The organism is Azonexus sp. IMCC34839, from assembly GCF_047047955.1.
In the GTDB taxonomy this organism is placed as follows: Bacteria; Pseudomonadota; Gammaproteobacteria; order Burkholderiales; family Rhodocyclaceae; genus Azonexus.
On sequence record NZ_CP150631.1, the window covers coordinates 3,280,573 to 3,292,744 of the forward strand.

Consider the following 12,172-nt stretch of genomic DNA (forward strand, 5'->3'; position numbering starts at 1 on the left):
CAAAAAATGAAAATGGCGCCGGTTGATCTGGCGCCATTTCTGTTTCTGCGGATGACTCGTTTGTTCGATGCTTACGTAGTTGCGGCCGTCATGTCATGCGTTGGGATGCGCGTCAGGGTGGCAAGCATTAAAGTGCTGCGCGTAGAAGGCGAAGGTGTCCATGGCGCCGGCGATGATCTCGGGCAGATTACAGCAATCGTTCAGGCCGCCCGCGTGTCGCCAGAAGGCTTGCCAGCGAGGCAAGGGATTGCCGGATGAAAAGAAGTATTGCCGCGGCGCATCGGGCAGGCAACGGGCGAGGTGCTTGGCAATCACGGCACCGCCGAGATGAGAGCCTTCGAGGACGTAGAGAATTCCCAGTCGGTAAGAGTCGCTATCCGGTTCAGGGGGGGCGCAGGCTGTTTCGATGGCCTCTCTGCCCAAGCCTGCCAAGTCTTGCAGGAGCAGGGGAAGGCGAGGCGGGCAGGTCGTTTCCAGGCCATGCCTGGCGAGATATTCCGCAAGTCGTGTTTCCAGAAGGTGGAGTGGTGCGGCAAGCACAGCCAGGGCATTGCCGTAGTGCTGAATGTCGACAGTTGGCGACAGCAGTCCGGCCATTATTGGATGTTGGTCTAGCTGGGCATGAGATTGCCGGGTGGCCTCACGTAATGCCTGATGGATTGCACTATCGGTATGAGTTGTCACCACACCAGTCCCTGTTGCAGGACATCACGTAAACGCAATGCCAGGAGGCGGGCTTCGTTACTCCATGGGCGGCTGTAGCCAATCCGTCGTTCCACCCATTTTTCAAAGGAGCGGCGGGGAGCAATGCCCAACTGGCCATCATGATACTCGACGGGTTTGTGGGGGTTGCCGCCCCAGCTGACATCGTGGATATATTCCGTCCGGCTAAGGTAAATCCGAATGCTTCGATTGCCGGGGCGTCTGATCCTGACGGCCATTACCCCGGCGATCTCGGACAGCGGAAATGCCCGCACCTCTCCGGAAAGATGATCGCTGCACCATACGGCTTCATCCGATTGCTCGCCGAACCAGTCGTCCAGGACAGCGAGCGGCATGGGTTCGAGGGCGGAGCCAGCGTTGGCATGCTGTTGATCGATGCATAGCGTGGCGCCGTCGACATCAAATTCCTCAATTAGCCCTTGAGCCAATTCCGGCCAAGCGGAAATCGGGTCGCCATGGCGCCGAATAACATGCTGCAAGGCTTCAAGGCGGCGATTGAGCCCGTCAATCAGCCGAATGCGCTGCTGGGACTGCCAGAGAGCGAGCGCATGTGCGAAGTTCCTGACCTGTTGCGACAGGTTATCAAGCAAGCGGGGCGGAAGGATGATTGGTATCTGATAGTGTGCAGAGACGAGTGCTGTCAGTCCGCCGCCAACGGCGACGGGGAACGATAGCGCTGCCTTTACGCCCATATTGGCGAGATAAATCACATGTACGGGAGACACACTGCGCAGGTCCGACCACGTGAGGTCGGCCAGAGCATCGGCATTTAGAGACAGGATCGGCACGGGGGCTGCTTGGGCATCCGGAATGCTTCGCCATGGGTTCTTCAAGTAGAGTTGGCGTGCCACCATGGGAATGTCGCTGGCCGGGTAACGCAAGCCAAGGTAGGTTCCGGCCACTGTGTCGTCACAGATTTCGTCCAGAACCTCTCCGTCTTCGCTGGGATGAAAGGCGTAATACATGACCCGGTGAGCCCCGGTCAGCTTGGCAATTTGCGCGAGTAGAGCACGGCGAAGCGACAGCAATTCTTCATTGCTGGCCGGCGGGGGCGGCAGAATAGGCGGCTTGGGAATATCCAGTACCCATTCTTCCAGGCATGGCAGGAGTTCCAGTATCAGGCCACCATGCTGGGAGCGGGTTACAACGACATCCAACGAGTGTTGATCATCCAGCGTCCTGCTAACGATAGTGCGGGCGCCGGGCTCCTTGGACAACATCTCGTCCAGAGAAGCCAGTTCCTTGGGTAACTTCTGGCCGAGCCAGCGGTGTGGTTCCCTACCCGTATGCTCGGCAATATTGCCGGAAGCGTGAGTGACTTGAAGGTCTGCCGAGCAAATGAGCAATGAGCCATGGGGCTGGATCATTCCCGAGCGATGCAAAGCCTCCTGTTCGCACTGCGAAATAAAACCTTTAGTCACGATGCTCACTCCGCGCCAAGAGATCCTCGAAGTCTTCAGCTTCAAGCGGTTTGGCGAGCAGGTAGCCTTGTCCGTAATCGCATTCATGTTCGGCCAGCCAGGCATACTGGCGCTCTGTTTCGATGCCTTCCGCGATTGTTCTCAAGCCCATTGCTTTACCCAGGCCGAGAATAGCAAGTGCGATAGCCTCATCCTCGTGGTCCTGCCCTAATCCATCAACGAAGCTCTTGTCGATTTTCAGTTCAGCCAAGGGAAGTCGCTTGAGGTATCCCAAAGACGAATAACCTGTTCCAAAGTCATCGATGGCAATTTTGATGCCCTCCTTGTTGAGGGTGTCGAGATTGCTGGTAACCGTACCGCTGTTCTCCAGCAGGGCCCCTTCCGTGATCTCGATGTGCAGCATTGCTGGAGCAATCGATGTCTTTACGAGTTCCTTCAGGATGCTATCTGCGAAGCCTGATTCCTGCATGCAGCGCGGGGATACATTCAGAGCAATGGGCGGGCACGTGACGGCTAATTTCTGCCAGACCCCCAGTTGTCCCAGCAGCAGTTTCACTACCACCCGATTGACGTCCAAGATCAGACCGCTTGATTCTGCAATGGGGATGAACTCAGCCGGAGATACGTTGCCCAGCTCAGGATCGCTCCAGCGGAGCAATGCTTCGGCACCGATAATTGTCTGTCGTTTCCGAAGGTCGAATTTCGGTTGATAGACCAGGCGAAGACGATCGCTACGCAGGGCTTCCCGCAAGGCGCTTTCGATAGCGGCTCGCTTGTGCAGCTTGACCTGTAGATCCGGTTTGAAATATTCGATGCAGTTTCGGCCTTTTTCCTTTGCGCGATACATCGCTGCGTCGGCCGCTTTGACGAGGCTGCTTGAGTCTTGGCCATCATCCGGATAGAAGGCTATGCCAATACTTGCAGAAACGAAATGCGTACGTTGCTCGATATTGAAGGAGGCAGCCAATTCATCACTTATGCGGCGAGCCACCTGCTCGGCGATCTCGCTGCTGGATTCGGTCAGGATCGCCGTAAATTCATCACCGCCCAGGCGGGCCACCGTATCGACATCGCGCACAACTTCGCGTAGCCGTGTGGCGGCCTGTTTGAGGAGATCGTCGCCGATGTCGTGTCCGAGGGTGTCATTGATGGTCTTGAAGTTGTCGAGGTCAATGAACAAGAGAGCAATACGGTCCTTGTTCCGGCGTGCCTGAGCCAGTGCGTGGCGTAGACGGTCATGGAAAAGGGCGCGATTGGGCAGGCCGGTCAAGGGGTCGTGCGTGGCCAGGTACTCAGCCTTGCGCTGAGAGTCCTTGATCAGCGTAATGTCGGTGAAAACAGCAATGTAGTGCTCGATCGTGCCATCGGGGGCGTCGATGCGGTTGATGGTCAGCCATTCGGGATAGACTTCACCGTTTTTGCGTTTGTTCCAGATTTCCCCCTGCCAGAATCCGGTGTCGTTCAGGGAAAGCCACATGGCTTGATAGAAGTCGTGACTTTGTCGACCGGATTTCAGAATCGATATCGGGCGGTTTTTTACCTCGTGCAGATCGTAGCCGGTGATGCGAGTGAAGGCGCTGTTGACCGTTTGTACGTTTCCTTTGGGATCGGTAATCGCAATGGCCTCGCCGGCTTGATCAAACACCCTGGCGGTAATGCGAAGTTGCTCTTCTGCTTGAGCCGAAGCCGTGATGTCTTCGGCTTCCATGATCAAGGCTGTGGGTACTCCATTGCTATTGGTCAAAATCTGATGTGTGCTGCGCAGGTGGAAGGTCTTTCCACCCAGATCCAGTAGATGCTCTCCCGTAACCAGCTTGCGTTCGCGCAAAGCAGTCAGATCAAGTCCCCAAAGATCGGCTGCGACGTTGGATGGAAGCAACATGAAGTCATTCTTGCCAACATAAGCTTGGTTTTCGATCTTGAAAAACTCAAGGAATCGCCGATTGGCATAGACATAGTTGCCGGATAGATCCTTCATCGCAAAGATGACTGTGGTGTTGGCCATCAATGCAGAAAGACGGGACTGGGACTCCTCCAGCTGGGAGTGGGCCAAGGTGAGGTCTGTGATATCGATCAGGGTGACAACTAGCGTAATCGACTCGCCAAACTTGTTGAGCCCTGGAATCACGGAAAGGCGATAGACACGGTTGTCCTGCTCGACAGTGAGCTCCTCGCGGTCAGCATGAGCCAGCGCACGTCCCATCAGTACTTCCAATGAATCGAGGGCTCGTCCTAGTTTCAGCCGGGAGATGTGCTGCTTGAGTGCCGTTTGCCGCAGACTGAAGCACCTTTGAGCTGGTGCATTAAAGCGAATCAGTTGGGAAGAGCGGTCGAAGACCAGGATCGGAAACTGGAGGGCATCGTATAAATGTGCGTATTCCTCGGTCAGGTTCGCCAGTTCGGTTGTCTTGACGCTGAGCTCTTCGTTGAGACTGATCAGCTCCTCGTTGGTAGCCTGAAGCTCTTCGTTGGCTGCTTCGAGTTCTTCATTGGTTGCCTGGAGTTCTTCATTAGCAGCCTGGGCCTCCTCGTTGAGAGCCTGCATTTCCTCGTTGGCCGTTGCCATTTCTTCGACGAGGGCTTGCAGATGCTCACGCGTGACAAGAAGTTCATCCTCGACATCACGGGTACTGACTTCTTTTATCTGCTCCTGTGTTCGGGCTGTTTCTTCCTCCTTCCGGTCCGGCTGGAAGAGAGCCAGCAGCATGGTTGATCTGCCAAAGTCACCAACCGGCTCAACATACATGCGTATCAGCGCATCACCAATTTTGCGTTGGCGGCTGCGCTGTCCCTGATTCGTGACACGAACGCGATGGAACATCGCCAGCAGCTCGCCACGAAGTTTGGCAGTGGCAATTTCTGTGACCGAGAGGCGAACCGAACCTGATGGGAACTGCAGGTAGCGTTCGACGCTACCTGCACTGTGAAGGATATTGCCCTCTTGGTCGCAAAGAATGGCTGCGGCATCGAAGTGACTGACCAGCGCACTCAGCAGTAACTCGATCTTCCTGTCCTGCCGTTGCCCTGGGATGCGGATCGGGGCCAGCACGGTTGGCGCGTGGACCACGTTATCGCCGGCTTTACGGAAGAGTCGCTCCCGACGATCGATCGCAGAGAAGAGCTGGTCTGCCTGCGCCACGCTTTCGGATCGGCCCAGAAACAGGTGCCCGTCGCGCTGCAGGCCGAAATGGAAGGTTTGAAGAACCTTCGACTGCAGTGCGGTATCAAAGTAAATCAACACATTGCGGCAGGAAACCAGGTCCAAACGCAGGAATGGCGGATCTGAAACCAAGTTGTGTCGCGCGAAAACGATCATGTCGCGCAGCGCCTTGCTGGCTTCGTAGGAATTGTTCTGGGGATGGAAATAGCGTTCAAGCAACTCGCCAGAAACTTCGGCCATCGCTGCGGCGGGATAGACACCGCGACGGGCGACGTTGAGTGCCTCCTCATCGATATCAGTGGCAAAGATTTGCACGCGATACTGTACTAATCGATCGCCCAAGGCTTCAGCAACCAGCATGGCAATCGAATAGGCTTCTTCACCACTGGCGCATCCAGCAACCCAAATTCTGATTTCGCCACCGGGTTGCTTATGTTGGCAGATTGTCTGTATCAAACGGGCCAGAGTTTCAAAAGCCTCCTTGTCCCGGAAGAAGGCAGTGACTGAAATCAGGATGTCACGGGCCAGAAACTCAAGTTCTTGAGGATTGCTTTCGATGTAGCCCAGATAGGCTGCCAAATCCTGGCTGCCGGTCGCTACTTCACGGCGCCGGATGCGCCGCATCAGCGTACCTATTTTGTAACCGGAAAAGTCGAATTTGAGCCGCTCGCGCAGGCGCTCAATCAACTGGTTGACCAAGTCAGGTTGCGTTAGCTCCGGTGAGGGCTGCGGCATGGCGAGCAACTCGGGGATTCGTTGCGCGATAGCTTCCGGAGGCAGAATATTGTCGGCGACGCCAGCATCGATAGCGGCTCTGGGCATGCCGTCATATTTGGCTGTTTCTGGTGATTGAGCGAAGGTGATGCCGCCGGCTGCCTGGATTGTCCGCAAACCCGCTACTCCATCCGATCCCGTACCGGAGAGTACGATCCCGATGGAGGATTCTTCCTCTTCAGCGGCAAGCGATATCAGGAATTGGTTGATCGACGGTTTGGGTACGATCTCGGGTGGGGCTGCCACCAGACGTAGACGACCTTCCTTGAGAACAGCGTTGCTGTTTGCAGGTACGACGTAAATCGTCGCCGCCTGGGGGTGTTCACCATCCGTTACCTCTCGGACCTTGAGTGAGGTCTCGCGGCTCAGGATATCGACCATCATGCTGCGATAGGTCGGGGAAAGATGTTGAAGTACTACATAGGCACAGGGCAGATCTGGTTTCAGGTGGGCAATGAGTTGAGTGATTGCCTCCAGACCTCCTGCTGACGCACCAATGCCAATGATGTGCGGTTTTTGTTGAGTACCCATTTTCCCTGATTCGCTTAGCCTGAAGAGACAATCTGATTTTTGTGTCAGACTCTACAAATTTTTTTGGTGTTTTACGTTGACTTCGTCATGTCCATGCTAGCGGGTGTGGTTTTACTGATGGACAGAGCAGTTAAGCCACCGCCCAGCCCGACTAGGTTTGCGTCAGCGGTTTTCTCGTTCCACCTTGGAAAAATGCACCTCCCTGGCTCCTCGTGCGCGCCATTGGTGCATCGAGAATTAGTTAAAAAGAACTAGTTATTTTTAACAAAATCCCATTAAATCATTGGTTTAATTTCTGGCACGCGGGTTGCTCATAGAGGATCAACTCGCGCATTACCCGGCAAGGGCGTCGGGCGGTGATAACGGTTTCACGTGCGCACCCCAATTGGATGGCTTCGGCCGTCTCCCGATTTTTCAGCCCTTTACGAGTCAATATCATGGACAAGAAATCCTTCCTTCAGGCGGGGCATACGCCGACCTTGCTGGCCGCCTTCCTCTATTTCGACCTGGCCTTCATGGTCTGGGTACTCCTCGGGCCGCTCGGGGTTGGTATCGCCAAGGACCTCGGCCTGTCGCATGCCGAAAAGGGCCTGATGGTCGCCACGCCGGTGCTGGCCGGGGCGCTGCTGCGCATCGTCATGGGCATTCTGGTCGACCGCCTGTCGCCCAAGAAGGCGGCGATCATCGGCCAGATCGTCGTGCTCGGCGCGCTCACTTACGCCTGGCTGGTCGGCGTGCATAGCTACAGCGAAGTGCTGATCCTCGGCATCTTCCTCGGCGTTGCCGGTTCTTCGTTTGCTGCCGCGCTGCCGCTGGCTTCACGCTGGTATCCGGCCGAGCATCAGGGCACGGCGATGGGCATTGCCGGTGCCGGCAACTCGGGCACCGCGCTGGCCGCGCTGTTCGCGCCGGGCCTGGCGGCCGCTTTCGGCTGGACCAACGTGTTCGGCATCGTGCTGATCCCGCTGTCCATCGTCTTCGTCGTCTTCCTGGTCATGGCCAAGGATGCGCCGGATGCGCCGCCGCCCAAGACGATGGCCGAGTACCTGAAGGTGCTGAAGGACAAGGATGCCTGGTGGTTCATGTTCTTCTACTCGGTGACCTTCGGCGGCTTCGTCGGCCTGGCGTCGTCGCTGGTCATCTACTTCAACACGCAATACGGCCTCGACCCGAAGATGGCGGGCTTCTTCACCGCCGGTTGTGTCTTCGCCGGCTCGCTGGTCCGCCCGATTGGCGGCAACGTGGCCGACCGAATTGGGGGCGTCAAGTCGCTGTCCGTGATGTACGTATTCGCCGCCATCTTCCTGGCCATCGTCAGCTTCGGACTGCCGGAAGCCTGGATGGCGCTGGTCGTCTTCGTCTGCGCCATGCTCTCGCTTGGCATGGGCAACGGTGCGGTGTTCCAGCTGGTGCCGCAGCGCTTCAAGAAGGAAATCGGCGTGATGACCGGCCTGGTCGGCATGGCCGGCGGCGTCGGCGGCTTCTACCTGGCTTCCAGCCTCGGCTACTCCAAGCAGATGACCGGAAGCTACCAGATGGGCTTCCTGATTTTCGCCGCGCTGGCCGTGCTGGCCCTGGTCGGCCTCACCGGCGTGAAGACCCGCTGGCGCACCACCTGGGGTGCCAGCCACCTGACGGCGGCCAAGATCTGACATAGAGTAGCCATACAGACCGAACCGGGGAGCCTGTGCTCCCCGTTTTCTTGGGGAAGAACATGCCATTACAGGTTGCTGTCGGCCATGCTTCGCTGACCGGACCGCGCGAGCGCAACGAGGATTATTGCGGGGTGGCCACGCCGGCCGGGCTGGAGCTCGACAACAAGGGCATGATCGCCGCCGTGGCCGATGGCATCGGCGGCCACAAGGGCGGGCGCGAGGCGGCGGAATACACGGTGCGCGGCCTGCTCGCCGACTACTATGCGACGCCGGATACCTGGTCGATTCCGCGCGCGGTCGAAACGGTGTGCACCGCGCTCAACCGCTGGGTCATCGCCGAAGGCAGCCGCAACGCCGAGCTGACCGGCATGGCGACGACGCTGTCGGCGCTGGTGCTGCGCGGCACGCGCTACTACACGGCGCACATCGGCGACAGCCGCATCTACCGCTTGCAGGGCGGGCAGTTCCAGCAGCTGACCGTCGATCACACCTGGGAGCACCCGGAGCTGAACAACGTGCTATCGCGCGCCATCGGCCTCGACCCGCGCGTGCTGCTCGACTTCGCCGATGGCGATCTTGCGGTGCACGACCGTTTTTTGCTGATTTCCGACGGCGTTTATGGCGTGCTGCCCGATGCCCTGATGGCCGAGGTGCTGCTCGATCATCCCGAGCCGCAGGCGGCCGCCGCCGCGCTGACCAGCCTGGCGGTGGCGCAGGGCGGGCACGACAACGCGACGGCCGTGGTCGTCGATGTGCTGGCGCTGCCCACGGCCAACCTGCGCGATAGCCTGGAGAGCGAAGCGCACCTGCCGGTGCCGCGCAAGTTCAAGGTCGGTGAGGAAGTCGACGGGCTGGTGATCGAGGACATCCTGCACGATGCGCGCGAAACGCTGCTCTACCGCGTGCGCAACCAGCGCAACGGCCAGCAGCTCGTGCTCAAAACCCTGCAATCGACGCTGGAAGGCGACGCGCCGGCCATCGCCGGCCTGCTGATGGAAGCCTGGCGCGCCCGCCGGGCGATTTCGCCGTGCTTCCCGCAGATCGTGCCGCACGAGCAGCGCAGCTGCCTCTATTACCTGATGACCTGGCACGCGGGGGCAACCCTGCAGGCGCGGCTCGATGCCGACCAGCATTTTCCGGTGGGCGATGTCGTGCGCCTCGGCGTCGCGCTGCTCAAGGGCATCGCCACGCTGCATCGGCTCGACATCCTGCACCGCGACATCAAGACCGATAACCTGCACCTCGGCCAGGATGGCGTGCTGCGCATCCTCGACCTCGGCGTCGCGCTGAGCCTGGCCGAACTCAAACCGGGCGAAGTGCCCGGCCCGGCCGGCACGCCGTCCTACATGGCGCCCGAGCTGTTCGAAGGCGCCGCGCCGGAAAAGGGCTTCGACCTCTACAGCGCCGGCGTCGTGCTCTACCACCTGCTGACGCGCAAATATCCCTACGGCGAGATCGAGCCCTTCCAGAAGCCGAAATTCGCCGAACCGGAACGCCCGACCCGCTGGCGCACTGAAATCCCCGGCTGGCTGGAAAACATCCTGCTCAAGGCCGTGGCGCGCGAGGCCAAGGATCGCTTCGAAACGGCCGAGGAGTTTTTGCTTGCGCTTGAGCGTGGCGCCACGCGCCCGATCTCGGCCCCTCGCCGGCAGCCGCTGGCCGAGCGTAATCCGCTGAAGTTCTGGAAGCTGGTTGCGGCGGGGTCGCTGGCGTTGAATTTGATTCTGTTGCTGCTGTTATTGCACTAGCAGGGCACTGCTGCGGTGCACCGGCCAAAATGGGCAAAAACCGGCTGGTGCACCTCAGACGCTTACGGCCGTTCGCCCGCCGCCAGCCGCCGCTCGATGTCATCCAGCACCGGCAACAAATCAGCCACGCTGTCGATCACGTAATGCGCGCCGCCGGCCAGGTGTTCGGTGCGAACGCGCTGGCGGATGGCGTCGAGTTCGGCCGGAGTGGCGGCGGCAAAGGCGGCGGGCGTCAATCCGGCCGGGGCGCCGGAGAGTGCCAGGCCGACAGTCCACATGCCGGCGTTGCGGCCTTCTTCGATACCGGGGCGGGTGTCGTCCACCTTGACGCAGCGGCACACGTCGGGAATGGCCAGGGCGAGCAGGTTGGCCAGCGCCATGTAGGCGCCGGGGCGGCCGCCGGCCGGTAGTTCGTCGCCGGCCACGGCATGGTCGACGACGATGCCGGCGGCTTTGGCCAAGGGCAGCACGACTTCCATGACCTGGCGTGGGTAGCCCGAGCAGGAGCCGATTTTCAGCCCGCGCTGGCGCAGCGCGGCGAGGGTGTCGATGGCGCCTGGAATGGGGGCGGAATATTCGCCGACCTTGGCGATCTGCATCGGCATGAAGCGTTCGTAGATTTCGTCGATGTCGGCTTCGCTCGACGGGCGGCCGAACCTGGCCTGCCATTGCTGCTGGATTTCGGGCACGGCGAGCAGCGACTGGATATGGTGGCGTTTGGACAGCCCCATCGGGCCGCTGGCCTGGGCGAGGCTGACGGTGATGCCGAAAGTGGCGAAGGCGTCGACGAAAATCTGGGTCGGGGCGAGGGAGCCGAAATCGACCAGGGTGCCGGCCCAATCGAAGATCACTGCGGCGAGTTGCTTGTCGGACATGTTGTCTCCGGGAAAATAGTGGGTTCAGCCCGAGCGCTTTTTCGACCGGGTGGCGGCGCAGGCGTTGAGGAATTCGGGCGAGAAGGGATCGAATTGGCCGACCCGCGCCGGGGCGAAGCCGGCGGCGAGGTCGGCCGGCAGGAAGCCGGGGCGGTCGCACACCAGGTCGGCGATGAAGCGCCCGACGCCGCCGGAAAAGGCGATGCCGTTGCCGTTGCAACCGGTGGCGACGAACAGCCCGCCAATGTCGGGATGGCGGCCGAGGATCAGGCGGCCGTCCGGCGTGTAGTTGCTTGGGCCGGTGATGTAGTGGGCGATGCCCAGGCTTTCCAGCCTGGGGAAATAGGGCAGCAGGTAGTCGGCGCCTTCGGCCAGGTTGTTCCAGCCTTCGGCGTCGTCCGGGTCGAAGACGAAGCCGGCGAGGTCGGCCGGCAGCGTGCGCGGGTCGGCGGCGACCGGGGTCTTCTCGCGCACGCCGAAAAGCAGCGCGCCGACTTCCGGCCGGGCGTAGGCGCGGATTTCCGGCAGCAGCACGATGGCGCCGTCGCGCGGGAAGCACTCGGCCGGCTCGCTGATCCAGTACTGGCTGCGCACCGGCGCCATCGGCAGCGGCAGGCCTAGCGGCACCGAGAGCAGGTTGGCCCAGGCGCCGGCGGCGTTGATGACGATGCTGGCCGGCAGCAGCGTGCCGTCGGTCAACTCGACGCTCTGCGTCTGCCCGTCGGCATGGCGGATGGCGCACACGTCGCTATCCAGCCTCAGTTTGACGCCGAGCTGGCCGGCGGCACGCTGGTAGGCGGTGGACAACAGGTAGGGCTCGACGAAGCATTCGTCCGGGAAGAAGACGGCGCAGGCCGCCTGCTCGGGCGCCAGCCACGGGGCGCGGCGGGACACGGCGGTGCGGGCGGCGTCGCCTTCCAGCCACTCGCCGGCGATGCCGAAGCGAGCGGCGTGGGCGGCGATGGCGCGCAAGGCGTCGGCCTGCGTGGCCGGGCCGGCGTGCAGGGCGCCGACCGTGCGGCGGCCGACGTCCTCGGCGAATTCGTCTTCCAGCGTGGCGATGGCGCGGAAGGTTTCCTGGACCAGGGCGATCAGCGCGGGGTCGTCGCGCACCTGGGTGAGCAGGGCGGCTGCGCGGCTGGTCGCGCCGCCGGCCGGCTGGCCGCGTTCGAGCAGCAGCACGCGCTCGCCGAGGCCGGCGCGGGCGAGGTGGAAGGCAATGCTGGCGCCGAAGATGCCGGCACCAACGATCAGGATGTCGCGTTGCATCGGTTTTTTGCCTTTT

7 protein-coding genes are annotated in these 12,172 nt (G+C 60.6%); 2 read left to right on the forward strand and 5 right to left on the reverse strand.

Annotation, left to right across the window (positions count from 1 at the left end; genetic code table 11):
• Positions 1-93: 93 nt before the first annotated feature.
• The 3 genes from WIF35_RS16095 to WIF35_RS16105 are packed head-to-tail and all read right to left on the reverse strand — an operon-like array spanning position 94 to position 6,609.
• Positions 94-687: a biliverdin-producing heme oxygenase gene (locus WIF35_RS16095; protein ID WP_412479232.1), complete on the reverse strand. Its 594-nt coding sequence runs from the start codon at positions 685-687 to the stop codon at positions 94-96.
• A complete protein-coding gene (locus tag WIF35_RS16100) occupies positions 681-2,144 on the reverse strand; it encodes a hypothetical protein (RefSeq protein WP_412479233.1) in 1,464 nt (487 codons plus the stop codon). Before WIF35_RS16100 ends, WIF35_RS16095 begins: the two co-directional genes overlap by 7 nt.
• Positions 2,137-6,609 carry an EAL domain-containing protein gene (locus WIF35_RS16105; RefSeq protein WP_412479234.1) on the reverse strand — a complete coding sequence of 1,491 codons (4,473 nt, stop codon included), beginning with the start codon at positions 6,607-6,609 and terminating at the stop codon, positions 2,137-2,139. The genes WIF35_RS16100 and WIF35_RS16105 overlap by 8 nt, the downstream gene beginning before the upstream one ends.
• A 437-nt stretch (positions 6,610-7,046) precedes the next feature.
• On the opposite strand from WIF35_RS16105, the gene WIF35_RS16110 reads away from it, so the two are divergent.
• Together WIF35_RS16110 and WIF35_RS16115 are read left to right on the forward strand one after the other, a co-directional pair.
• Positions 7,047-8,261: a nitrate/nitrite transporter gene (locus WIF35_RS16110; RefSeq protein WP_412479235.1), complete on the forward strand. Its 1,215-nt coding sequence runs from the start codon at positions 7,047-7,049 to the stop codon at positions 8,259-8,261.
• Positions 8,262-8,323: 62 nt separating this feature from the next.
• Positions 8,324-10,012 carry a protein kinase domain-containing protein gene (locus WIF35_RS16115; RefSeq protein WP_412479236.1) on the forward strand — a complete coding sequence of 563 codons (1,689 nt, stop codon included), beginning with the start codon at positions 8,324-8,326 and terminating at the stop codon, positions 10,010-10,012.
• A gap of 62 nt (positions 10,013-10,074) precedes the next feature.
• Here WIF35_RS16115 and phnX read toward each other — a convergent pair whose 3' ends face one another.
• Both phnX and WIF35_RS16125 read right to left on the reverse strand, forming a co-directional pair.
• Positions 10,075-10,887 (reverse strand): phosphonoacetaldehyde hydrolase, encoded by an 813-nt coding sequence (gene phnX, locus WIF35_RS16120; RefSeq protein WP_412479237.1) that lies wholly within the window; start codon positions 10,885-10,887, stop codon positions 10,075-10,077.
• Between the two features lie 24 nt (positions 10,888-10,911).
• Positions 10,912-12,156: an NAD(P)/FAD-dependent oxidoreductase gene (locus tag WIF35_RS16125; RefSeq protein ID WP_412479238.1), complete on the reverse strand. Its 1,245-nt coding sequence runs from the start codon at positions 12,154-12,156 to the stop codon at positions 10,912-10,914.
• Positions 12,157-12,172: the final 16 nt, after the last annotated feature.

Bases quoted from the DNA above. Each gene is read 5' to 3' on its own strand.
- WIF35_RS16105 (WP_412479234.1), bottom strand. From the start codon at position 6,609: ATGGGTACTCAACAAAAACCGCACATCATTGGCATTGGTGCGTCAGCA.
- WIF35_RS16110 (WP_412479235.1), top strand. From the start codon at position 7,047: ATGGACAAGAAATCCTTCCTTCAGGCGGGGCATACGCCGACCTTGCTG.
- WIF35_RS16115 (WP_412479236.1), top strand. From the start codon at position 8,324: ATGCCATTACAGGTTGCTGTCGGCCATGCTTCGCTGACCGGACCGCGC.
- phnX (WP_412479237.1), bottom strand. From the start codon at position 10,887: ATGTCCGACAAGCAACTCGCCGCAGTGATCTTCGATTGGGCCGGCACC.
- WIF35_RS16125 (WP_412479238.1), bottom strand. From the start codon at position 12,156: ATGCAACGCGACATCCTGATCGTTGGTGCCGGCATCTTCGGCGCCAGC.